Here is a 23,177-nt window from a genome sequence, read left to right as displayed (position 1 = left end):
AAAAAATCTTAATTCAAAATATTTATTGAATTAAGATTTTTCTAAAAAAAGGTGCAAATAGCTATTAAAGACTGATTTCTTCCTGCAAATTTGGATCGAAATTTCGTTTTCCGAAGATATTTTCCAAGTCATCCTTGAAAATCACTTCCTTTTCTATCAAAATAGCTGCCAATTCATTTAGCTTATCTTTGTTTTCTTCCAAAATTTGAATGGCTCTCTGATATTGACTTTCTATCAATGCAGAAATTTCTTTATCGATTACCATTGCCGTTTCTTCTGAATAAGGTTTTGAGAAATTATATTCACTTTGACCAGTAGAATCATAATAGGTAACATTTCCTATTTTGTCATTCAAACCATAAATTGTAACCATTGCACGAGCTTGTTTGGTTACTTTTTCCAAATCACTCAAAGCACCAGTCGAAATGCGGTTGAAAGTTACTTTTTCAGCAGCTCTTCCTCCCATAGTGGCACACATTTCATCCAGCATTTGATCAGGGCGAACTATAAGCCTTTCTTCTGGTAAATACCAAGCGGCACCTAAACTTTGACCTCTAGGAACGATAGTTACTTTTACCAATGGAGCAGCATGTTCGAGCATCCAACTAACAGTGGCATGACCCGCTTCGTGAATCGCAATTGCTTTTTTCTCTTCTGGAGTCACAATTTTATTTTTCTTTTCCAGACCGCCAACAATTCTGTCAACGGCATCAAGAAAATCTTGTTTGTCTACTGCTTTTTTATCTTTTCTAGCAGCAATTAAAGCGGCTTCATTACATACATTGGCAATATCAGCTCCAGAAAATCCTGGAGTTTGCTTTGCTAAAAAGTCGGTATCCAAAGCTTCCACTTTTTTCAAAGGAGCCAAATGCACTTCAAATATTTCTTTTCTTTCACGAATGTCCGGAAGATCCACAAAAATCTGTCGGTCAAAACGGCCCGCTCTCATCAAGGCTTTATCTAAAACGTCTGCCCTGTTCGTTGCAGCCAAAACAATTACATTTGAATTGGTTCCAAAACCATCCATTTCAGTAAGCAATTGGTTTAGAGTGTTTTCACGTTCATCGTTTCCGCCCGACATATTGTTTTTTCCACGAGCTCTACCAACGGCATCAATTTCATCAATAAAAATGATAGCTGGAGATTTTTCTTTAGCTTGTTTGAATAAATCTCGAACACGTGAAGCACCAACTCCAACAAACATTTCTACGAAATCTGAACCTGATAAAGAGAAAAACGGAACCTTTGCTTCACCAGCAACAGCTTTCGCTAACAAGGTTTTACCAGTTCCGGGAGGACCCACTAACAAAGCACCTTTTGGAATTTTACCTCCAAGATTGGTGTATTTTTCTGGATTTTTCAGGAACTCAACGATTTCTTGGATTTCCTCTTTTGCACCTTCAAGGCCGGCAACGTCTTTAAATGTGATTTTTATATCATTTTTTTCGTCAAAAAGTTTAGCTTTAGATTTTCCGATGTTGAAAATTTGTCCACCAGCACCAGCTCCTCCACCAGCACCAGACATTCTTCGCATGATGAAAATCCAGATTACTACAATAATCAAAATAGGCAACAAGCTAACAAAAATTTCACTCCAATTGCCTCTTTGGGTAAATTGGAAATCAACTAATTTTTTTTGTGCTACAGCAGTTTCAAGCTTCTTTTGAAAAGATTCAATATCTCCAATATCAAAGGTGTAGTGTGGACCTTTATTTGGTTGATCCAACATGTTTTTTGAAACTTTTTCATGTGCCTTTTCTTTTAGAGCGGCTTCTGTCAAAAAGGCTTCGGCTTCTACTTTATTGTAGATGATTACTTTTTGGATTTCGCCCTTTTCTAAAAAAGCATTGAATTTTGAAGAGGATATTTCTTGAGGTTTTTCAAAACCCCCATCACCGCTGAATATGGTGAAAATGATAAAAAAAGCAATAAGTGCACCTGGAATTAACCAAGGACCTATTTTGAATTTATTAGGGTTTGGGTTGTTTTCTTTAGCCATTTTTAATATTTGTTTTGGATGGTTGTGATTTTAGCATCACCCCAAAGACTTTCAATATTGTAGTATTCGCGAATGTGCTTTTGAAAAACATGAACCACAATGTTCACATAATCCATCAAAACCCACTCGGCATTTTCCATACCTTCAACATGCCAAGGCTTGTCTTTTAATTCTTTTGAAACTGTTTTTTGAACCGAGTTGACAATCGCACTAACTTGAGTGTTAGAGTTTCCGTTACAAATGATAAAATAATCACAAGCTGAATTGTCAATTTCTCTTAAATCAAGGATATCAATGTCGTTTCCTTTAACTTCTTCTATTCCTTTGATGATGTTTGAAAGTAAAACATCATTATTTATAGTCTTTTTCGTCATTTAAAATTTTCTATTTTTGCAAAGTTACCATTTTTTGTGATTATTTTTGAACCTTAACATAAGATTAAATCCCTCACATACATTTTTCCTATGAAATTAATCAAACTCGATGCCATAGATTCTACAAATGATTTCCTAAGGAACTTATTGACCCATAATGATCCCGAAAACTTCACGGTTGTTACTACTGAAGATCAAACAAAGGGCAAAGGCCAAATGGGGTCTGTATGGGTATCTGAAAAAGGTAAAAATCTTACTATGAGTATCTTGGTTAAGGATTTTAATTTTAATATAGAGCAAATTTATGATCTCAATACCGCTGTTGCAACAGCTATTATTTCAGTCCTAGAAAAATATAATATTCCGAAGTTAAGTATAAAATGGCCTAACGACATAATGTCAGACAATAAGAAAGTTGGTGGCATACTTATCGAAAATAGTATAAAAGGTTCGAATCAAATCGATTCAATCATCGGAATTGGACTAAATGTAAATCAAGACAATTTTGACGGATTGCCAAAAGCTTCTTCGCTTTCGCTTATGGCTAAGCGTTCTTTCGAAAAAGAAATATTGCTTTTAGAAATTGTGGAAAATATAGAACAAAACATGGTTAAGCTTTCGGAAGGTAAAGCATCCGAAATTTGGCAAAGCTACACTCATTTACTTTTTAAAAGAGGATTGCCAATGGCTTTTGAAAATCAACAAAAGCAACGTTTTATGGGAATTATACAGGGCGTTTCCAAAACGGGACAACTGGAATTGTTACTGGAAGATGATAGCATAAAGACCTATGGGATAAAAGAAATCCAAATGTTGTATTAAATTTAAAGTATACTTGTTTATGAATTTAAAGGGAAATATAATCTAAAAATAGCTCCTTCATTTGAAATTCCTTCTGCCAAAATTAGACCCTTGTGAACTTGCATTATTTTTTTACATAAAGCCAAACCAACTCCAGAACCTTTATATTTTTCTTGATTGTGTAATCTACTGAAAATATTAAAAATGTTTTCGGCAAATTCTTGTTCGAAACCTATTCCATTGTCAGCAAATTCTAGTACTTGAAATGGCAATTCATTTATTTCTTGTATTCCCAATGTTCGAATATTGATTATAGGAGCCTTATCCTGGAAAGAATATTTTAAGGAATTTTGAATTAAATTTGAGAATAACTGCTTCATTAAAAAAGGAATACCGTTAATTTCTGGTAATTCATGGATGTTTATAATGGCTTTTTGTTCGTTAATATGTTCATTTAAATCTGATAAAACTTCTGCTAGAATATTTTCGGGTTTTACCAATTCGAAAGTGTCATCAATGTGCTGGATTCTAGTATATTTTAGAATGTCGATTAGCAAGGTTTGCATTCTTTTTGCAGAATGGTTCATTCGTTGAACGGAGTTGATAACAGTTTCGGAGAAGACTTCATCTTCCTTGCCTAAAAGACGTGAAGAAATCATTTGAATTTTTCGCAACGGTTCTTGCAAATCGTGTGTGCTAATCCAATTGATATTTTCTAGTTCAGAATTGGTTTCTTTTAAAAGTTCACTCAATTTTCGGTATTTTTCTTCTTCCTGGCTAATAAGAACTAAGCTGAATTGCTTTTGAAGGGTATGTGCATAATTTGCAGCAGCATTCAATTCCGGTTGTAACCAAATCTTACTTTGACATTTTACAATTTCTTTGTAAAGCTCGAAAGAATTTCTTGGATATAAGCCATTTACATCTTTAATGATAGCTTTATTTGGATCTCCAGCCCAATTAATTTCCGTCAACGATTCAGGTCGAAACCAAATGATGCAGTCATGGTTGTCGATGCTCAAGGAATGGTAAATAATTCCAGAAGCTTCTTGGCAATAATCGTCGGCATTTAGCAAAAAATCTGATAATTTATCAGTTGAAAACGAATCTTCTTTAGTGAAATTATTGATCCAGCCAATGAGCTTGTTGATGTACTTTTCGTCTGGTGTTACACCATTTTTATAGACAGTTCCATTAAAAATGATGGCAACTCCTGCAGCATTGCAAATTTCCAATAAAGCTTCATTTTCTATAATCTTTTGAAAAGAATTTTCTTTAGATTGAAGATTTAGTGAAATCATTTTCTCAAGGGCAAGATTTGATTTTCTTGCCACATCATATTCTTCATTGGATTGGCGAATATCGATTTGTGAAGTGATAAAATGTCCTTGCAATTGAGCCGCCAATCGAATTTCTGGAGACAAGTTTTTAGGACTATAATGATGACAGGCAATTAATCCCCATAATTTTTTTTGATGAATCAACGAAATCGTCAAGGTAGCTCCAACTCCCATATTTTGCAGATATTGAACATGGATTGGAGAGGTACTTCGCAAAATGGAAAGGCTTAAATCGAGATTTTTCGTTGTATTTCCGTCATCAACAGTATAAAGAGGAACTGGGATATAATCAATATCTACAATCAATCGCAACAGGTTTTGCATATACAATTGGCGGGCTTGAACAGGAATATCGGTGTGAGGATAATGCAAGCCTAGAAAAGGCTCAAGATCTTCTTTAACGCTTTCCGCAAAAACTTCTCCATTATAATCCTTGTCAAAACGGTAAATCATGACACGATCATAACCTGTTATTTCGCGGGTTCCTCTGGCAACCATGGCACACAATTCTTGAAGCGTATGTGTTTCATTCATATAGGATAGAAACTGCGAAGTTTGGGAATAAACATCGGCAAGTTCTTTGGATGCTTCCACAAATGGTTCGGCTTCAAGGATATAGGTTGTATTGCTTTTGTGAATCGTACAAAGGAAAAATTTCCCCATAAAGTCCAATTGGAGTGGAGTAGAAGAAAGAAATAAATCCTTTGAAATATAGTGTTGAACCTGTATTTCTTGTTTTTTTCCAAAAACAGTTTTAAAATCCTTTCCTAAAATATTTTGATGCGATAAAGCTATAAAGTTCGAAATATTTCCACTACAAAAGTCAATTTTCCAAGAATTAGAGTCAATTCCAATCAAAAAACCGTGAGGCTGTATGCTTCCAGGAATATGAATGGGTTCGAATTCGCAATTGGTGAGGTTCACAATATCGCGGTTCACAATATCTTTTATTTTCATAAACTACACTAAAATTTTTTTGATAAATGTTTATGAATGGCTTCAAAAGCATAGGTTGCACCAGCAATTATTTCTTCTTCAGAATTTGTTTTTGCTTCAAATTCTGTTAGCGAATTTAAGAATTTTTTCCAAGAACTTCCCGTTTTATTTCCGTATCCAGCAAAATAGGAAGCTCCTTTATCTTCATTAAAATCAAAAGCTTCTTGAACATTTTTTAAAATGAATCTTCCCCCTAAAGTCGAGCCTTCAACTACATAGACCATTCCCATTGCAAAAGGCATCGAAATTTTTATAGCATCTTCAAAAGGAAAATGATGAGTTGTTTTTTCTATTGGAGTAGATTTCAAATCATTCAGTAAGAGATGTGATTTTTTTCTTTCTTCTAAGTCTGGAATTGCATTGGAAACTATTGGATAAATTGTGTCTTCCAAATTTTTAACTACATCATACATCAAACTCAAGTATAAGCCATATTGTTCAATAGTGATTTTGGGGTCTACAATTGATCTTGAAATAGGTAAAGATTCTAGATTTTTATGGGATACGGAAGTTTTATTTTTAAGATTTTCTAAAAAAATAACCGAAGCCGACGTATCGGCTTTTAAATTTTCAACTTTCATTCCAAACTAGCTATTTAGGTATACAAAATTTTCCTTACTTGGTATGAAGGTATCCCAATTGATACTCAAAGCATGTTGAATAGTTTTCTTCAAAAGCGAAAAATCTGTTGGTTTAGAAACATAGTAACTTGCTCCAAGTTCACGACTTTTAGCAATAACTCGCTCATCACTTGAAGTTGAAAAAATCACAATTGGAAGATTTTTAAAATCATCAGAACTTCTTAATTGTTGTAACACATCAAATCCACTAATTCCAGGCATATTCAAATCTAAGAATACAATGTGAGGGTTTGGTGGAGGGTTTTCTAAATCGTGTAGTAACTTTTTGCCATTATCTTGGGTCACTAAATTCAGATGATCTCCAATGGCATTTGTGACTTCTGTAAAGAATTCTAAATCTTCTGCATCATCATCTGTATAAAATATTGTAAACTCATTTCTCATAATTTCTTCTTTAAAAACACTTTTTTTACAAATATAAAAAATACAGAATTATTTTTTGTTAAAAAGAAGCTAACCTCTATAATCTAACATTTTGAAAGTTAATTGTAATAAAAAAAAGCCTACAGCGTGTGCTAGAAGGCTTCTATAATTATTTTTTAATTTGATTTTATAGCTTATGCATGTTCTGTGCCAAAGTCTCAATAAATTTGCTAATTGGTCCCTTAATCATCATCGCCATCATCGCATTAAACTCACCTTCAAAGAAAAGCTGCACATCCGAATTATTTTCAGAAAGGCTGTCAATATTTGCTGTCAATGTAAATGGCAATTTATCGGATGCAGCACCCAAAACCACTTTTGATGGGGCTACTTTTTCTTTCATTTTTAATTTGATTTCAGGCATTCCCTTTAATCCAAAAATAAAAGCATTCTCATCAAGTACTTCGAATTTTGCAATACTATCAGGCATTAATTTTTCAAAATTCTTTACGTCACACAAAGCATCAAATAAGTATTGATCTGATTTAGGTACGCTAACTTTTGGACTTTCTAAATTCATTTTATTTAGTTAAGAGTTAATAAGTTGTAATTTATATTGATAGAATCCAAAATCTACACTTCAACACCCCAAGTTGATGGACTGGTTCTCCATTCTTGTAGTGTTTTTTCTTCTTCCTCTGTGATATATTTTTTGTTGACAGCCAAAGGCAAAAGATTTTCATAATTGCTCAAAGTATATAAATCTACATTGGCTCTTTTGAAATTGTCTTCGGCAACTTGAAAACCATAACTGAAAATGGCAGCCATTCCTTTTACATTCGCTCCAGCTTCTTTTAAAGCCTCAACAGCCATTAGACTACTGTTTCCAGTACTAATAAGGTCTTCAATTACGACAACGTTTTGGCCTTTTTGCAAGAAACCTTCAATTTGGTTCAGTCTCCCGTGTTTTTTTGGTTCTGGTCGAACATACACAAAAGGCAATGCCAAAGCCTCAGCAACAAGCAATCCAATCCCGATCGCACCTGTTGCAACACCGGCAATTACATCTGGTTTTCCAAATTGTTTTTCAATGTTTTTCGCAAATTCATCTTTCAGGTAATTCCTGATAGGTGGAAATGAGAGTGTTATCCTATTGTCGCAATAAATAGGAGATTTCCATCCAGAAGCCCATGTAAAAGGATTTCCTGGATTCAATTTAATTGCATTTATTTGTAAAAGCAATTCTGCAGTTTTGCTGGCTGTATCTTTATTAAAAATCATAGTACAAATGTATAAAGTTTTTGTGAACGACAAACCACTTTTTTTAACTAATCAAATCTTTAAGGAGACTGATTTTCAGTTGTTTTTGTTGGAAAGTGCTGATATTAAACAAATTATTGTAAAAATATTTCAAAATAAAATTCAAAAAGCCTATCTCTATCATCCTGATGAAAAGGAGATTATGAAAACCTTGAAAACAAAATTGCCTGTTCAAAAAGCTGGTGGTGGACTGGTTTACAACAAAAAAAATGAGGTTTTGTTTATTTTTCGCAATGGAAAATGGGATTTACCGAAAGGTGGAATCGAAAAAGGCGAGGAGATTGAATATACCGCTTTACGCGAAGTGGAAGAGGAAACGGGTGTCAATAAATTGGTTATAACTGATAAATTGCAAAAGACCTATCATATTTTTAAACGAAATGGTAGGTACAAACTAAAAATAACCCATTGGTTTGAAATGCGAACCAGTTTTGAAGGCATTCCACAAGGACAATTAGAAGAAGGAATTGAAAAAGTGGCTTGGCTAAATCCTGATGAAATCAAGGAAGCCTTGAAAAACTCCTATGAAAACATAAAATTATTATTTGAAGAAAAGGCTCCTTGATGCTATAGTTTGGATATAAATTCTAAAAAAAAAAAAACACAAATTGCACTAATTTTCACAATTCAATTCGTGAAAATTAGTGCAATTTGCGTTTTTTTATTGTTATAAATTTTTTGAAGAAATAGCATCTGTGAAAATCTGTGAAATCTGTGTTTAATTCATTTACCTTTGCAAAATGAATCAAAATCACCATTCCACCAATATACTTTTGAATTTAGGGTTCGAAAGCCTAAACGAAATGCAGGTTGCTGCACAAGAAGCTATTCTAGAAGAAAGTAATGTTTTATTGCTTTCGCCAACAGGTTCTGGGAAAACTTTAGCTTTCTTGATGCCCATTTTCGAAATGCTGCAACCCGAAATCCTTTCGGTTCAATGCTTGATCATTGTTCCGTCGAGGGAATTAGGTCTGCAAATTGAGCAAGTTTGGAAAAAAATGGGAACTGGTTTTAAAGCAAACGTTTGCTATGGTGGACATTCCATTGATACTGAAATCAAAAATTTGAGTAATCCACCAGCAGTTTTGATTGGAACGCCAGGAAGAATTGCCGATCATATTGATAGAGGAACTTTCAGGACGGATAAAATTGAAACTTTGATTTTGGATGAATTCGACAAGTCTTTGCAACTCGGTTTTCATGAAGAAATGTCTTTTATCATCGGAAAATTATCTAAATTGAATAAGAGAATTTTGGTTTCGGCTACTTCCGATATTGAAATTCCGAAATATACAAGGGTTGTGAATCCGACTGTTTTGGATTTTATTCCGAGAGAAGAAGAAAAGACAAACCTTTCCATGAAAATGGTGGTTTCTAAGGAAAAAGATAAAATCAATACTTTATTTAGTTTGATTTGCTCGTTGAAATCAGAGTCGGCTTTGATTTTTTGCAACCATCGTGATGCAGCCGAAAGAATCAGCGATACTTTGAACGAAAAAGGAATTTACGCCACTTATTATCATGGCGGAATGGATCAAGATGAACGCGAACGTGCCTTGATTCAATTTAGAAACGGAAGTGTGAGTTATTTAATCACGACTGATTTGGCGGCAAGAGGTTTGGATATTCCCGAAATGAAACACGTAATCCATTATCATTTGCCTTCAAAAGAAGACGAATTTACGCATAGAAACGGTCGAACCGCCAGAATGTTGGCTTCTGGAACTGCTTATATTCTCCTCCACGAAAGTGAAAAAAAATTAGAGTATATTGATTATGAAATGCCGGTTTTGAATGTCGAAAATTCGAAATCATTGCCAAAACCACCAGAATTCCAAACGATTTATATTTCGGGAGGAAAGAAAAATAAGCTGAATAAAATTGACATCGTTGGTTTCTTTTCCCAGAAAGGAAAATTAGAAAAGGGCGATTTGGGATTGATTGAAGTAAAAGATTTTATTTCATTTGCAGCCGTGAAATTCAATAAAGTGAAAGACTTGCTTCAAAATATCAAGGATGAAAAGATGAAAGGCAAGAAATTTAAGATTGAAGTGGCGAGGAAAGTTGTGAAGAAAGAAGAATAGAACCAAGAAGAAAGAGGCAAGAGAAAAGATTGGAATGTCTTTTCTCTTGCCTCTTTTATCTATTTTCTAAAACTATATTTTCTTTACATAAGCTGTAATAATCACAATCTGTTGTCCATCTACTTTTCCTTCGATATAGGTTTCGTTTTCGTGGTCTAAACGAATGTTTCTCACGGCAGTTCCTTGTTTTGCAACCATGCTCGAACCTTTTACTTTCAAATCTTTGATTAAAACTACTGAATCTCCAGTTTGTAGAATCACACCGTTACTGTCTCGGTGAACCAGTTTGTTTTCGTCGTCTTCGCCTTCGCCAGTTGCTTGAGCCCAAGCCAAATCATCTTCGTCAAGATACATTTGCTCCAATAATTCTTGGTTTTTCAAACGGCTCAACATTCTCCACGAAACCACTTGCACAGGCAAATGTTCGCTCCACATGCTGTCGTTCAAGCATCTCCAAAGATTGGCATCCATCGTTTCTGGATTTTCAATCTGGTTTAAAAGGGTTTCATTTATTAAAATACTTTCGTCTATTCCACCTTTTCTTGTTGGAAGAGTTTGATATACTTTTAGGTTTTCTGTAGCACCTGAAAGTTCACATTTTCCGCCACTTCTTTTGATTAATTCTCGTTCTAAACTCATTTTTATCGTATGTTAATTTTTGGCGAAAGTAGTGTTTAATCGTGCTTTCTACAAATTATATTATTTTACCCTAACGGCATCAGGAACCAACATTTGGTATTCGCCACCATTTCGCAACACATCACGCACGATGCTCGAACTGATGTAGGAAGTATTGGCAGCGGTTAAAAGGAAAACGGTTTCAATTTTTGAAAGTCGTCTGTTGGTATGGGCGATTGCTTTTTCGAATTCAAAATCGGCTGGATTTCTCAAACCTCGAAGGATGAATTTGGCTTTCATTTTTTTGCATAAATCAATCGTTAGGCCTTCATAAGTAACGACTGAGATTGAAGGTTCATCAGCAAAAGATTCTTCGATGAAGCGTTTTCTTTCTTCTAATGAAAACATGTATTTTTTTTCGGCATTCACGCCAATAGCTACCACAATTTTATCAAAAAGAGGAATACTTCGTTTGATGATGTCGTAATGGCCTAATGTGATGGGGTCGAACGAACCAGGGAATATTGCTATTTTTTCCATAATAATTTTCTTTTTAAAGCTAATTCGATTTCGTTGTCTAGTAAATCAGAAAAGGCAATTCCGGCATATTCTGCCTGCTGTGGGAAGATGCTTTGTCCAGATAACCCAGGATTGGTGTTGATTTCGATGAAATGCGGAACATTGTTCATAACTATAAAATCAGTTCTTGAAAAACCTGACATTCCTAAGGCTTCATAAACTTTTGCAGCTGTTTCCCTTACCCTTTGCTCTACTTCGGGAGTTAACCTTGCAGGCGTAATTTCTTCGGATTTTCCTAAATATTTCGCTTCATAGTCAAAGAAGTCATTCTGAGAAACAATTTCGGTTAGCCCTAAAACGGTTGTTTTTCCTTTGAAATTAAGAACTCCGACGGAAACTTCGGTTCCTTTTAGATACGATTCAATCAAAATATCATTGTCTTCAGCGAAAGCATAATCCAATGCTTTTTCAAAATCTACCAAGTCATTTACTTTTGAAACACCTAGGCTGCTTCCCGATTGGTTAGGCTTTACGAAAAAAGGCAGACCCAATTGTGCTTTGATTTCTTCACCAGAAATTATATTTCCTTTAGAAACGTAAACCGATTTTGCTTTTGGGATGTTGAATTTTGAAAGGACAGACAACGTATCTCTTTTATTAAATGTCAAAGCCGACTGGTAGAAATTGCAACCTGAATAGGGTATTTCTAAAAGTTCCCAATAGGCTTGCATGTGTCCGTCTTCTCCAGGAGTTCCGTGGATCGTATTGATGATGGTGTCGAATTTTATTTTTTCGTTATTTTGCGTAAAAGTAAAATCAGATTTATTGATAGGGAATTTATTTCCGTTTACAATGGCATTCCATCCGTCTGTTAGGATGTGTATTTCGAAGACATTATATTTATTTCTGTCGAGATTGTTGAGGATAAGCTGTCCGCTTCGAAGCGATATTACTGATTCGTCAGAATATCCTCCCATTACTACCGCAATGTTTTTCATTTGAAAAAGAATTTTAAATTGATAAAGGATGCCCTAGCCCCGATAGTAGTGGAAATCCTTTTGTCTCGTTTCTTTAACGAGACAAAAGATTGAAACGGATAGCGGGATTAAGCTCCTAAAAAATATGATGAAACAAAATTATCATTTTTTTTCAAACGAATTGCCTTTAGTATTTTTATATCTTTGCGGAAATAGAATTTTTATGAGTTTACGCAAGTTTCTTACAAGCAAGGTGTTTTTTACTCAAGTAGCAATTGCACTTGTTATAGTTGTAGCTTTGGCTTTTATCATTTTGAAATGGTTGGATTTTACAACCAATCATGGTGAGGAAATCACGGTTCCGGATTTGAGCAAATTGTCGGTTGAAGCGGCTGAGGAAAAACTGGATGCTTTGGATTTAGAATATGTTTTGTTGGATACGACTGATTTTCAGGCAGGATATCCAAAATTTTCGGTTGTTAAGCAAGATCCAGCTCCTGGTTATAAGGTTAAAGAAGGGAGAAAAATATATATAAAAATTAATTCTGATAAATACCAATCGGTTACGATGCCTGATTTAGTGGAGAAAACTTTGCGTCAGGTGGAGCCAACTTTGAAATCTTTAGGGTTGGAAGTAGGAAAGAAAACCTATAAACCTTATTTGGGTAAAGACATGGTTTTGGAAGTTTACTTGAACGGAAAAAAATTAAAAGCTGGCGATAAAGTTTCTAAAGCTTCTAAAATCGATTTAGTTTTAGGAGATGGAAAAGTGGGTTATGAAGAAGAAATTGATACTGTTGATACCAATATTGACAGTGAAACAACAGTAGAAGATGAATTCTGAGAGCACCGTTGATATAGAATTAGAAGACGATTTATTTGAGCACTTTAGATTTGATGTTCCCAAAGGGCAATTGTTGTTGAGAATTGATAAATATTTGATGCACATGTTGCCAAATGCGACTCGGAACAAAATCCAGAACGCTGCTACAAATGGCAATATTTATGTGAATGATGTTCCTGTGAAGTCTAATTATAAGGTTAAACCTTTAGATGTTGTTCGGATCATGTTGTCGTATCCGCCATTTGAAAACCGAGTTGATCCAGAAGATATTCCGCTTGATATTGTGTATGAAGATGATGCTTTGTTGTTGATTAACAAGGAGCCAGGAATGGTAGTGCATCCAGGACATGGCAATTATACGGGAACTTTGGTGAATGCTTTGGCCCATCATTTTGAGAATTTGCCAATGAACAGTAGCGAACGTCCAGGATTGGTGCATAGAATCGACAAGGATACTTCGGGGCTTTTGGTAATTGCAAAAACCGAAGCTGCTATGACGCATTTGGCCAAACAATTTGAGGCGAAAACTACTGAAAGAGAATATATTGCACTCGTTTGGGGAAATGTAAAGGATGATAAAGGAACGATTGAAGGAAATATTGCAAGACACGTAAAAGACAGAATGCAAATGGCTGTTTTTGCTGATCCAGAGATTGGAAAGCCTGCTGTAACGCATTATAAAGTTTTAGAACGTTTTGGCTATGTGACGTTGATTTCATGCCAATTAGAAACGGGTAGAACCCATCAAATACGTGTTCACATGAAACATATTGGGCATACTTTATTTAACGATGAACGTTATGGAGGCCATTTGATTTTAAAGGGAACGACATTTACCAAATACAAACAGTTTATCGACAATTGTTTTAAGGCTTTGCCAAGACAGGCTCTTCATGCAAAGACATTAGGTTTCATGCATCCAACAACTGGTGAAATGATGCGTTTTGATACTGAATTGCCTCAAGATATGCAGGATGTTATTGAAAAATGGAGGGGTTATTCGAAATCGCATACGGCTGAGGAGGAGGAATAAGGCTTATCTTTTTAAAGAAAAATGTCCTTTATGGATCACTTTTTTATCTAAAAAGCGTGTTATCTTGAACCAATAATCGGTTGCAGGAAGCTTGTATCCATTATAAGTTCCATCCCATCCGGGACTGTTTTTGTCGAAAGACGCGAGAAGTTTTCCAAAACGATCATAGATCTCGACATCAACAGAAAATTGAAATTTAGCATATTCAATTTTCCAAAAATCATTATATCCATCGCCATTTGGGGTGAAAAATTTCGGATAGGAGAGTAGGTATACTTTTTCTTTTTCTTCGTTACAAACTTCGAGTTTATCTTTTACATAGACGGTATATTCTCCAGCAAGAACATTTTGGAACACATTGCTGCTTTGGTAATTGATCCCGTCAATCGAATAAAGATGTTCAGGATTATTGGGTAAAACGGTTATCGAATTGTTGCTCGACAAATCGCGTACTATTATTTCTGTAATTTCTGGAGGAGAAGAAATAGTAATTATCAGTGTTGCAATTTCGAAACAAGAATAAGAGTTGTATAGAAATCTTACATAAACATTTTGAGTGTTTGCTTGATATTCTTCAAAATTTTGGATGGGATTTGAACCATTTTCAGCATCAACTTGTGTGTTATGATAGGAAATCGTAAAATCATTTTCATTTCCATTTAAAAGATAGGAAATGTAGTTGGAAAGATTTATTTGTTCAACATTGTTTTTATCTGTATCACAAAGGTTTATCATATGATTATTTATTTGAACTGTGCTTTGCCCTGGAATATTTATTGGTGTTCTGGGGCTTTCGCAACCTGAAAGCGTTTGGCTTACATAATAAGTTTTTTCTGGGTTTATTAGTGTTAAATCATTTAATTTTATAGATGTGGTTGCATTATCATAAAAGGATAGGTTTACTCCTTCGATACTCAAATCAGCAAGTGTTAAACTACTATTATAGCACGGCTGGTTTGGATTTAAGATTGGAGCTGGTGGGACTGGATTTATAATTACCGATACAGTTATTCTTTCCAAAATATCTGGACAGTTATCTAATTTATCCTTAGCAGCATAGTAGGTTTGTCCATCCACTAAAAGTGTCGTGCTGTCCAAGGGAACAATTGAATTATTGGAAGCATACCAATTAACGCTGTAATCGTTAATTTCTAAATCTGCTATAGTAGCATTGTCATCTGAACAGAACGTATTTGTGTTTTCTCCAGTTGGTGGATAACTATCGCAGTAGCTCAGCTTTAGAACATATCCCGTATGTAAACCAATACTGCTAACATTGTACACATTTATAGGATGCGGGTCAAAATCAGTATCATTATGAATTTGATGTCCCATAATAATATTATTTTCGCTGTCAAAACTTAAGTTTCTAACCAAATGATCCATCTTTTTGTAATCAATCAGTTCATAGGATGAGTTTATTTTTATTAAAATATTTTCTTTTTCAGCATTAAAAGATGTCACAAAACCATTACTATTTCTGAAAAATACATCACCAGCAGTAATTGTACCAATGATAAATTCATCGAATTCACTGATAGCGAATGAGGAAAAATTTTGCAGAAATGTTCCAGAAAAAGTAAAATGTGACACATAATTTCCGTCAGTATCAAAACCAAGCATTACTGCACCTGCACTGCCTTGGTATGGTAAATTAGCTATTGTAGTATTATTAAAATTAAATTGAGAAGCATCATTGTAATTAGAACTAATATACAAGGTGTTATTACTATCAATTGCTAAATTTTCATTAGGTGGAAGATTTCCACCAGGTGTAGATTCATTCCACGCTCGCTCTAAAATCCATTTTTCATTGCCATCTTTGTCAAACTTACACGTAATAAGTCCAGCATCTTCTTGAAAGCTTTCTCCAGCAAAATTTAAGGATTTATAATAATGCCCTGTTAAAATTAAATCGTCATAATTATCTACAACAACTTTGTATAAGTCAGTGGAATATCCATCAAGGGTTTTCGTCCAAATAGTATTAAAATTGCTGTCAAATTTAAATATAGTTCCGGTATATACGGCAGGTATTCCTGATAATATATCATGTGTTATAAGCCTTCCTACTGCTATAACATTTTGATTTGAATCAAAATCTAAATTATTAATATTGCAGTCTTCAAAATGCCAACTATTGATATAGTTTCCGGATGGATTAAGCTTAATAATCATGCCATAAAGATGTGAGGGGTTTTCAATTGTATGCTGTTCACCCGGATCTGGATTTAAATCTATAAAAGAAGCACCCGAATGATAAAGAAAACCTGTCAAGAAAAGATTTTGATTAGAGTCTATATGAAGTTTCTCAACATGTAGAACTACATTTGAATGTACATTAAAATGTTTTACCCACAAGACATTTTTGTTTTTACTTAGTTTAATGATGAAAACAAGTGCTGTTTCATAATCAAAAACAATATTTCCACTTCCATTACTGAAATCGTTTCTGTGAGTACTTACTCCCGTTACATATATGTTGTCTTGGTTGTCTGTTATTATGTCATTAATTTGACTAACAGGGCTAGCTTCAGTTAGCCTCCCAACGATGTCATAAACCCATTTAAAATCCTGTCCAAAAGAGTTGGATTGAAATACTAATAGAAAAAAAAGTATCAGACATTTTTTTATATGTAATCGCATGAAATGCATAAGGTTACTCCTAAAATATGGGATTGTAAATATGTATTTAGCGAAGTTAAAGAAAAAAAAACGGATTGTCAGAAAAAACAGATTTATTTTAGAAAATTTGTCAAAGCTATTACTATTTTATCTACCCAACCATTCTTTAAATGGTTTAATCTTTAACCGACTAATTTTTAACGAAATATCGAATAAGGAGTTGATTACAACTTCATTCTGATAATTGATTTCCGAGATAAATTGCTTGTTGATAATGCATTTTCGGTTGATTCTAAAGAATTGTTTGCCATCAAGTTCCATTTCTAACTTTTCTAAAGATGAATTCACCGGAGCTTTAAAATTTTTATCAGTTATTAAGTAAGTTGCATTATTTTCAGATACAAAGCCAACGATTTCGCCTGTCGTAATTTTTTTTAATCCTTTTGAAGTCGCAATCAAAAACGACTTTTTAAAAGTGTTTGATAAACTGTTCTTGACAAGTTCCAAATCAGCAAGAAAACCTTCTTTAAAAGTATCAACTTTCGAGAGCATTTTCTTCAATTTTCTTTCATCAATTGGTTTTAATAAATAGTCAATCGCATTATATTCAAAGGCTTTCAAGGCATATTCATCATAAGCTGTCGTGAAAATAACTTTCGATTCGATTTTTATCTTTTCGAATAGTTCAAAACATTTTCCATCTGCCAATTCAATATCCATAAAGATATAATCGGGCATACTATTTTCCTTGAACCAAAGCAATGCTGATTTGACCGAATGCAATTGCGTTAAAACCACAAATCCGTTTTCCAAGAGTAATTTCTCGAGTCGTTTTCCAGCTGGGATTTCGTCTTCAATGATTAATGCTGTCATTTTGTTAGGTGTAAGATTGGAATTTTTACTTCAAAAAAGGTAGCATTGTCCGTTATCGTAATTTGTTTTTTGGTTAGCAAATTATATCTTTTGTGGATGTTTTTCAACCCTTTTTTTGTAGAATGAACCGCTTCTTTCCTAACATTGGTATTGCTGATGATCAATTCATTTTGATGAATCGAAATTTTGATGATAACCGGATTTTCGACATCCAAAATGTTATGCTTAAAGATATTATCAACGAGTTCCTGCAACGATAATGATAAGATATATTGTTCTTGTGAAGCTTCATTTTCAATTTCAAAAATAAAACCATTTTCAAATTTAGCTTTGAAAATTGCCAGATATTCTGAAATGAATTGTATTTCATTTTTTAAAAGGACAAAATCATGTTCATCATTTTTCAAATAATGACGATATACGTTTGATAAATGATGCCCAAATGCTATTGCCTTTTGCGGATTGGTTTCGATAAATGCAATCAAGGTGTTCAAATTATTAAACAAAAAATGCGGATTGATTTGGTTTTTGAGTTGCAAGTATTCCGTTTCTTTTTTAGAAAAGGATAAAGATAGTTTTTGGATTTTGTTTCGGTAAATTAAGCTCAAAACAATCATGGAACAGCAGAAGAGACAAAATAAAAAATGAACAATAAAACCCAAAAAAAAGGAATTTTGTAAAACTTCATTTAGATATAAATTTCCTAGACTAGAAATTATAGAGGCTGAAATAACGCCTAAAATAATTTTTTTTCGAAGATGTTTTATCTTGTAAAGTATTGAAAGTGATAGGAATGAAAGTAAAGTGGTTTGTAAATTAAAGAGCAATATCTTAGCAACTATTTCAACTCCCTTTTCAAACGAAACTTTATCCACAAGAGGAATAAATATAAAAATAAGCAGGAAAAAGCTTAAGATGCCAAACACTTTTAATAATAATTTTATATAGTAAAAAGGTTTCTCATTCACTATAAAAATTTCTTCTTGGATAGTTTTTTTATATAATTCAAAAACCACTAACACTAATAAGAACAAACAAACCATTAGTGTAGATTGAAATAGAGAAATTTTAAAGTTAAAGTCATCCATCAGTAAATATCCTATTAAAGTAGAGAAGATTAAAGTCAACACAAAGACACTCAAAATCGAATAAGCCAGGTTTCGTGTTACTTTTCCTTTTTTAACCATTAAGTTTTCATAGATATAAACATAGCAAAATGAAATAATGCTAAAAAAGCTAAAAACTGAAATGTTGATATGAAAATGGCGTAAATCATCAAAAGATTTACTGTTGATGATTGTTCCAACTACAATTAAAATAATCGGCACTAAAGTAATAAAAATGAATTTTTTGAAGGATTTCATAAGTATTGATTTAAAATTTCAATCAAAAGTGATTCAATTTTCTAGTATCAAAAAAATAAAGATAGTGAAATGCATAAATTAGCAAGTGGACGGTAAAAAAATGTTTTAAAAAAAAATCAAAAAAACCAATTTTGAATTCCGATTATAAAAGTTATTTTTGCACATGCAACACAACGTACTTATTTTAGATTTCGGATCGCAATACACACAACTTATTGCCCGACGAGTTCGCGAATTAAATATATTCTGCGAAATTTTCCCTTACAATCATTTTCCAAGTGATTTATCAAGTTTTAAAGCTGTAATCCTTTCTGGAAGCCCATTTTCTGTTCGTGGCGAAGATGCTCCTCATCCTGATTTATCTCAGATTCGCGGAAAAATGCCTTTACTTGCCGTTTGTTACGGAGCCCAATATCTTTCGCATTTCAGCGGAGGCGAAGTGGCACCATCCAACACAAGAGAATACGGAAGAGCAAATTTATCATTCATCAAAGAAAATGAAACTTTCTTCGAAGGCGTTTCTCAGAATTCTCAGGTTTGGATGAGCCACAGTGATACCATTAAAAAATTACCAACAAACGGTGTCAAATTGGCGAGTACTCACGATGTAGAAAATGCGGCCTATAAGATTGAAGGAGAAACAACTTATGCTATACAGTTTCACCCAGAAGTATACCATTCAACAGATGGAAAGCAGATGTTGGAGAATTTCCTAGTGAAAATTGCCGAAGTGCCTCAAAACTTCACACCAAATGCCTTCGTGGAAGAAATGGTAGCCGAGTTAAAAGAAAAAATCCAAAACGATAAAGTGGTCTTAGGACTTTCTGGAGGGGTCGATTCTACTGTGGCAGCGGTTTTATTGCACCAAGCGATTGGACCAAATTTGCACTGTATCTTTGTAAACAACGGACTTTTACGCAAAAACGAATTCGAAAGCGTTTTACATCAATATAAAGATATGGGCTTGAACGTGAAAGGAGTGGATGCTTCTTCACGCTTTTTAGATGAATTGGCTGGAATCAGTGATCCTGAAACCAAAAGAAAAACCATCGGACGTGTTTTTATCGAAGTTTTTGATGACGAATCTAAAATTAGTGATGACGTGAAATGGTTGGCTCAAGGAACGATTTATCCTGACGTAATCGAATCGGTTTCGGTAAAAGGTCCATCGGCAACCATCAAATCACATCACAATGTTGGAGGTTTGCCGGATTTTATGAAACTTAAAATTGTGGAGCCACTTCGAATGTTATTCAAGGATGAAGTTCGAAGAGTTGGTGCAACATTAGGAATTGATCCTGCGTTATTAGGAAGACATCCTTTTCCAGGACCAGGATTATCCATTCGAATTTTAGGAGATATTACACCAGAAAAAGTTCGTATCTTGCAGGAAGTAGATGCCGTTTTCATCGACGGATTGAAATCTTGGGGATTATACGACAAGGTTTGGCAGGCTGGAGCGATCCTTCTTCCTGTTAACAGTGTTGGAGTTATGGGGGATGAACGAACATACGAGAAAGTTGTCGCTTTGAGAGCTGTAGAATCTACAGACGGAATGACGGCGGATTGGGTTCATTTGCCTTATGATTTCCTCATGAAAGTGTCAAATGACATCATCAATAAAGTGAAAGGTGTGAACAGAGTTGTATATGACATCAGTTCGAAACCACCTGCAACGATTGAATGGGAATAAATAAATTTTAAATTTTAGCATTCTGGCTCTTTTTTTGAGCAGGAATGCTAAAATCTTTTTAACGCTATATTTTTTATGAAGAAACACCTTTTAGTATTTGCCTCCTTTATTTTGTTCTCCACTGCAACATTTGCACAGGACAATTTTATTAAACACACTGTAGAAAAAGGTGAAACGGTTACCAAGATCGCCCAAAAATACAAAGTTACACCTGCCAATATCTACAATCTTAATCCCGATTCTCAAAACGGATTGAAGCCTGATATGGTATTGCTGATTCCTAAAGGAAATGGTGCCATCATCATAGAAAAACCCGATACCAACACAAAGACCCACACAGTTGCTGCAAAAGAAACGCTTTATGGTTTGTCAAAGCTCTACAATGTTTCTGTTGAAGAAATTGAAAAAGCCAACCAAAATTTAAAAACGGATGGCTTGAAAGTGGGAAGTACCATTGCAATTCCTGTTAAAAATGAAACTGTTACAGTTGTTGCTAAAACAGAAAAAAAACAAGACAAAGTCTCAAAAAACACTACAATCCATCAAGTTGAAGCAAAGGAAACTAAATATTCGATAGCCAAACAATATGATATTTCCATTGAAGAATTGGAACAAAACAATCCGGAAATTAAAGATGGACTTCAAATAGGCTTTAGATTAAAAATTCCAACAAATTCTAAAACAACAACAAAGCAAGAGGATAAAATTGTAGAAGTTCCTGCAAAAACCGATACTCAACCTTTAAAAACTGAAAAAGTAGGCTATGTAGTGCAACCAAAGGAGACACTTTTTGGTCTTTCTAGAAAATTAGGAATTTCGAAAGAAAATCTAATCAAGTTGAACCCAGAGTTGAATGATGGAGTTAAAGAGGGAATGGTATTGAATCTTCCCGAAAATGAAAGAATTAGTAATGCAGATAAGGCTTTCGCCGATTTGTCACAAACTATAAATACTTCGAACAGAAAAAAATTAACGCTATTGTTGCCTTTCAATATTTCAAAAATTCAAAGTGACACCGTTAATTCAACTTCTTCAAGGCTTAAAAAAGATAAGTTTTTGAACATGACACTCGATTTTTATTCGGGTGCTTTGATGGCAATTGACTCAGCCAAAATCCTGAATTTAAATGTAGATATCAAGATTTTTGATTCACAGGAGACAAAGAATTCTTCCAGTATAGCTACAATAATTCAGCAAAACCAACTCCAAGAAACGGATTTGGTTATAGGACCTTTCTATCAATCTAATGTTGAAAAAACAGCTGGAATCTTAGCTAAGAATAATGTTCACGTGATGTCGCCTTTATCAAAAGAAACCGGGATTTCTTATGAAAATTTGATACAAACCATGCCATCTGCAGAATATATGCGTGATGCCATGTTTGATTATATGAATTCTAAAGCGGCCAATATTATTGGAGTAATTGACCCGAAAAAGCTTTCGACCCGAAAATACATTCAAGAGAATCACAAAAATGTAAAGTTAGCTTCTTTTGAAGGTGGCAATTTTTCATCCGAAAATTTGAAATCGCAGTTGATGAAGAACCAGAAGAATTTTGTAGTAATGGATACCGAGAACACCTACATGATTAAGATGATTATGAATGTTCTTATAGCTTCAATGGCCGATTATCAAATTCAACTTGTAATTTTGGAACCGAATGAAAAATTAGATTCAGATGAAATTGTAACGGCTAATTTGGCAAAATTGAACCTGCTTTATCCTTCGCTTGCAAGAGAAAAAGACAGCCCCGAAGCTCAAATTTTCGAAAGAAAATACAAGGAAACCAACAAGGTTTTTCCAAACCAATATGCTACTCGTGGATTTGATGTAACCTTTGATGCATTGCTTCGTTTGTCGCAAGAACAACCGTTTGTAGAAACTCTAGAAACTGCTACAACGGAACAGGTTGAAAACAAGTTTGATTATGAAAGAAAAGACGGAAAAGGATTTAACAACGACGGATTTTATATCCTTTATTTCGATACTGATTTATCTGTTAAAGTAGCCAATTAAGCTTTTAATTACTCTTGCCACAATTTAGGAGTTTTTAATTCCTGACTTTTAATTTAATTGAAAAAATATGACCTCAAAAGTAACCTATCTAGGAGAATTAAGAACTTCATCTGTTCATTTGCAATCCGGAACTGAAATTCTTTCAGATGCACCAACAGATAATCACGGAAAAGGAGAAGCATTTTCTCCAACCGATTTATTAGCCAATGCCTTAGGAAGTTGTATGATTTCCATTATGGCTATAAAATCAAAGGATTTGGATGTGAATTTAGAAGGTTCGACAGTTGAAGTGACTAAAATCATGCAACCCGAGCCTAGAAAAATTTCAAAAATTATAATTGTAATGAACTTGTCGGTTGCGGTTGATGAAAAATCAAAAACCATTCTTGAAAGAGCAGCCATGCATTGTCCTGTTCTATTAAGTTTGAATCCTGATATTGAAAAGGAGGTTACTTTTAATTGGAAATAAAAAAAGCTACTGATCTATCGATACTACAATTAAGCACCTAATATCTTAGGTGTTTTTTTTTGACTATAGTCTTCAAAACACTGGTATTATAGCTAACATTTTATCTACAGAAAGCTAAGGGATTTGACATTTAAGGAGTCAAGCCTTTTTTTTTGGCTCTGGCCGAAATTCAAAAAAATACCTATTTATAGGTATTTTTTGGCATCTTATTAATGTGGAAATTTGTGA

21 protein-coding genes are annotated in these 23,177 nt (G+C 34.0%); 8 read left to right on the top strand and 13 right to left on the bottom strand.

Translation table 11 applies throughout. The features are described from left to right. Positions 1-64 precede the first annotated feature (64 nt). Together ftsH and rsfS are read right to left on the bottom strand one after the other, a co-directional pair. Positions 65-1,999 (bottom strand): ATP-dependent zinc metalloprotease FtsH, encoded by a 1,935-nt coding sequence (gene ftsH, locus G508_RS0109860; RefSeq protein WP_026705158.1) that lies wholly within the window; start codon positions 1,997-1,999, stop codon positions 65-67. Positions 2,000-2,001: 2 nt separating this feature from the next. Next, positions 2,002-2,373, bottom strand: coding sequence for a ribosome silencing factor (gene rsfS / locus G508_RS0109855; RefSeq protein ID WP_026705157.1), 372 nt, complete (start codon positions 2,371-2,373; stop codon positions 2,002-2,004). Positions 2,374-2,463: 90 nt separating this feature from the next. On the opposite strand from rsfS, the gene G508_RS0109850 reads away from it, so the two are divergent. Then, on the top strand, positions 2,464-3,195 hold the full coding sequence (locus G508_RS0109850; protein WP_026705156.1) for a biotin--[acetyl-CoA-carboxylase] ligase: 732 nt from the start codon (positions 2,464-2,466) through the stop codon (positions 3,193-3,195). 17 nt (positions 3,196-3,212) lie between these two features. Here G508_RS0109850 and G508_RS0109845 read toward each other — a convergent pair whose 3' ends face one another. From G508_RS0109845 to pyrE, 5 genes are all read right to left on the bottom strand, one after another. Then, positions 3,213-5,471, bottom strand: coding sequence for an ATP-binding protein (locus tag G508_RS0109845; RefSeq protein ID WP_026705155.1), 2,259 nt, complete (start codon positions 5,469-5,471; stop codon positions 3,213-3,215). An 8-nt stretch (positions 5,472-5,479) separates the two neighbouring features. Then, positions 5,480-6,091: a biliverdin-producing heme oxygenase gene (locus tag G508_RS19535; RefSeq protein WP_051197540.1), complete on the bottom strand. Its 612-nt coding sequence runs from the start codon at positions 6,089-6,091 to the stop codon at positions 5,480-5,482. A gap of 6 nt (positions 6,092-6,097) precedes the next feature. Next, positions 6,098-6,535 (bottom strand): response regulator, encoded by a 438-nt coding sequence (locus tag G508_RS0109835; protein ID WP_035694510.1) that lies wholly within the window; start codon positions 6,533-6,535, stop codon positions 6,098-6,100. A 166-nt stretch (positions 6,536-6,701) separates the two neighbouring features. Beyond that, positions 6,702-7,094 (bottom strand): hypothetical protein, encoded by a 393-nt coding sequence (locus G508_RS0109830; protein WP_026705153.1) that lies wholly within the window; start codon positions 7,092-7,094, stop codon positions 6,702-6,704. Positions 7,095-7,147: 53 nt separating this feature from the next. After that, complete coding sequence (pyrE, locus tag G508_RS0109825) at positions 7,148-7,795, bottom strand: orotate phosphoribosyltransferase (protein ID WP_026705152.1); 648 nt, start codon at positions 7,793-7,795, stop codon at positions 7,148-7,150. A 7-nt stretch (positions 7,796-7,802) separates the two neighbouring features. On the opposite strand from pyrE, the gene G508_RS0109820 reads away from it, so the two are divergent. Both G508_RS0109820 and G508_RS0109815 read left to right on the top strand, forming a co-directional pair. Then, positions 7,803-8,399, top strand: a complete 597-nt coding sequence (locus tag G508_RS0109820) for an NUDIX hydrolase (RefSeq protein ID WP_026705151.1) — start codon at positions 7,803-7,805, stop codon at positions 8,397-8,399. Between the two features lie 175 nt (positions 8,400-8,574). Further along, positions 8,575-9,918: a DEAD/DEAH box helicase gene (locus G508_RS0109815; protein ID WP_026705150.1), complete on the top strand. Its 1,344-nt coding sequence runs from the start codon at positions 8,575-8,577 to the stop codon at positions 9,916-9,918. A 72-nt stretch (positions 9,919-9,990) separates the two neighbouring features. Here G508_RS0109815 and G508_RS0109810 read toward each other — a convergent pair whose 3' ends face one another. From G508_RS0109810 to G508_RS0109800, 3 genes are read right to left on the bottom strand one after another with little or no spacing between them, the layout of a single operon-like run. Beyond that, complete coding sequence (locus G508_RS0109810; RefSeq protein ID WP_026705149.1) at positions 9,991-10,557, bottom strand: PhnA domain-containing protein; 567 nt, start codon at positions 10,555-10,557, stop codon at positions 9,991-9,993. 60 nt (positions 10,558-10,617) lie between these two features. Beyond that, entirely contained in the window at positions 10,618-11,076 is a 459-nt protein-coding gene (coaD, locus tag G508_RS0109805; RefSeq protein ID WP_026705148.1) for a pantetheine-phosphate adenylyltransferase, read from the bottom strand. Beyond that, positions 11,064-12,053: a D-alanine--D-alanine ligase gene (locus G508_RS0109800; RefSeq protein ID WP_026705147.1), complete on the bottom strand. Its 990-nt coding sequence runs from the start codon at positions 12,051-12,053 to the stop codon at positions 11,064-11,066. The genes coaD and G508_RS0109800 overlap by 13 nt, the downstream gene beginning before the upstream one ends. A 124-nt stretch (positions 12,054-12,177) precedes the next feature. Here G508_RS0109800 and G508_RS0109795 point away from each other — a divergent pair, with 124 nt between their 5' ends. After that, positions 12,178-12,876 (top strand): PASTA domain-containing protein, encoded by a 699-nt coding sequence (locus G508_RS0109795; protein ID WP_342662959.1) that lies wholly within the window; start codon positions 12,178-12,180, stop codon positions 12,874-12,876. After that, a complete protein-coding gene (locus tag G508_RS0109790; protein WP_026705145.1) occupies positions 12,866-13,909 on the top strand; it encodes an RluA family pseudouridine synthase in 1,044 nt (347 codons plus the stop codon). The genes G508_RS0109795 and G508_RS0109790 overlap by 11 nt, the downstream gene beginning before the upstream one ends. Before the next feature lie 3 nt (positions 13,910-13,912). Here G508_RS0109790 and G508_RS0109785 read toward each other — a convergent pair whose 3' ends face one another. From G508_RS0109785 to G508_RS0109770, 3 genes are all read right to left on the bottom strand, one after another. Further along, positions 13,913-16,555 (bottom strand): T9SS type B sorting domain-containing protein, encoded by a 2,643-nt coding sequence (locus tag G508_RS0109785; protein ID WP_169628026.1) that lies wholly within the window; start codon positions 16,553-16,555, stop codon positions 13,913-13,915. A 126-nt stretch (positions 16,556-16,681) separates the two neighbouring features. Continuing rightward, positions 16,682-17,407 (bottom strand): LytR/AlgR family response regulator transcription factor, encoded by a 726-nt coding sequence (locus tag G508_RS0109775; RefSeq protein ID WP_026705143.1) that lies wholly within the window; start codon positions 17,405-17,407, stop codon positions 16,682-16,684. Next, entirely contained in the window at positions 17,404-18,771 is a 1,368-nt protein-coding gene (locus G508_RS0109770) for a sensor histidine kinase (protein ID WP_026705142.1), read from the bottom strand. Before G508_RS0109770 ends, G508_RS0109775 begins: the two co-directional genes overlap by 4 nt. A gap of 163 nt (positions 18,772-18,934) precedes the next feature. Between G508_RS0109770 and guaA the strand changes: the two genes are divergently transcribed. The 3 genes from guaA (at position 18,935) to G508_RS0109755 (ending at position 22,949) form a co-directional block, all read left to right on the top strand. Further along, positions 18,935-20,464, top strand: a complete 1,530-nt coding sequence (guaA, locus tag G508_RS0109765; protein ID WP_026705141.1) for a glutamine-hydrolyzing GMP synthase — start codon at positions 18,935-18,937, stop codon at positions 20,462-20,464. A gap of 75 nt (positions 20,465-20,539) precedes the next feature. Then, positions 20,540-22,480, top strand: coding sequence for a LysM peptidoglycan-binding domain-containing protein (locus G508_RS0109760; protein WP_026705140.1), 1,941 nt, complete (start codon positions 20,540-20,542; stop codon positions 22,478-22,480). A gap of 67 nt (positions 22,481-22,547) precedes the next feature. After that, positions 22,548-22,949: an OsmC family protein gene (locus G508_RS0109755; protein ID WP_026705139.1), complete on the top strand. Its 402-nt coding sequence runs from the start codon at positions 22,548-22,550 to the stop codon at positions 22,947-22,949. Positions 22,950-23,177 lie beyond the last annotated feature (228 nt).

It is taken from the genome of Flavobacterium soli DSM 19725, from assembly GCF_000422705.1.
Taxonomy (GTDB): Bacteria; Bacteroidota; Bacteroidia; order Flavobacteriales; family Flavobacteriaceae; genus Flavobacterium; species Flavobacterium soli.
This window is presented reverse-complemented; position numbering and strand designations above follow the sequence as displayed.

Coding starts and splice junctions, on each gene's coding strand:
- G508_RS0109775 (WP_026705143.1), bottom strand. CDS start 17,407: ATGACAGCATTAATCATTGAAGACGAAATCCCAGCTGGAAAACGACTC.
- G508_RS19535 (WP_051197540.1), bottom strand. CDS start 6,091: ATGAAAGTTGAAAATTTAAAAGCCGATACGTCGGCTTCGGTTATTTTT.
- G508_RS0109760 (WP_026705140.1), top strand. CDS start 20,540: ATGAAGAAACACCTTTTAGTATTTGCCTCCTTTATTTTGTTCTCCACT.
- G508_RS0109835 (WP_035694510.1), bottom strand. CDS start 6,535: ATGAGAAATGAGTTTACAATATTTTATACAGATGATGATGCAGAAGAT.
- G508_RS0109810 (WP_026705149.1), bottom strand. CDS start 10,557: ATGAGTTTAGAACGAGAATTAATCAAAAGAAGTGGCGGAAAATGTGAA.
- G508_RS0109790 (WP_026705145.1), top strand. CDS start 12,866: ATGAATTCTGAGAGCACCGTTGATATAGAATTAGAAGACGATTTATTT.
- G508_RS0109820 (WP_026705151.1), top strand. CDS start 7,803: ATGTATAAAGTTTTTGTGAACGACAAACCACTTTTTTTAACTAATCAA.
- G508_RS0109800 (WP_026705147.1), bottom strand. CDS start 12,053: ATGAAAAACATTGCGGTAGTAATGGGAGGATATTCTGACGAATCAGTA.
- pyrE (WP_026705152.1), bottom strand. CDS start 7,795: ATGATTTTTAATAAAGATACAGCCAGCAAAACTGCAGAATTGCTTTTA.
- coaD (WP_026705148.1), bottom strand. CDS start 11,076: ATGGAAAAAATAGCAATATTCCCTGGTTCGTTCGACCCCATCACATTA.
- guaA (WP_026705141.1), top strand. CDS start 18,935: ATGCAACACAACGTACTTATTTTAGATTTCGGATCGCAATACACACAA.
- G508_RS0109815 (WP_026705150.1), top strand. CDS start 8,575: ATGAATCAAAATCACCATTCCACCAATATACTTTTGAATTTAGGGTTC.
- G508_RS0109770 (WP_026705142.1), bottom strand. CDS start 18,771: ATGAAATCCTTCAAAAAATTCATTTTTATTACTTTAGTGCCGATTATT.
- ftsH (WP_026705158.1), bottom strand. CDS start 1,999: ATGGCTAAAGAAAACAACCCAAACCCTAATAAATTCAAAATAGGTCCT.
- G508_RS0109850 (WP_026705156.1), top strand. CDS start 2,464: ATGAAATTAATCAAACTCGATGCCATAGATTCTACAAATGATTTCCTA.
- G508_RS0109785 (WP_169628026.1), bottom strand. CDS start 16,555: ATGCGATTACATATAAAAAAATGTCTGATACTTTTTTTTCTATTAGTA.
- G508_RS0109755 (WP_026705139.1), top strand. CDS start 22,548: ATGACCTCAAAAGTAACCTATCTAGGAGAATTAAGAACTTCATCTGTT.
- G508_RS0109830 (WP_026705153.1), bottom strand. CDS start 7,094: ATGAATTTAGAAAGTCCAAAAGTTAGCGTACCTAAATCAGATCAATAC.
- rsfS (WP_026705157.1), bottom strand. CDS start 2,373: ATGACGAAAAAGACTATAAATAATGATGTTTTACTTTCAAACATCATC.
- G508_RS0109795 (WP_342662959.1), top strand. CDS start 12,178: ATGATGAAACAAAATTATCATTTTTTTTCAAACGAATTGCCTTTAGTA.
- G508_RS0109845 (WP_026705155.1), bottom strand. CDS start 5,471: ATGAAAATAAAAGATATTGTGAACCGCGATATTGTGAACCTCACCAAT.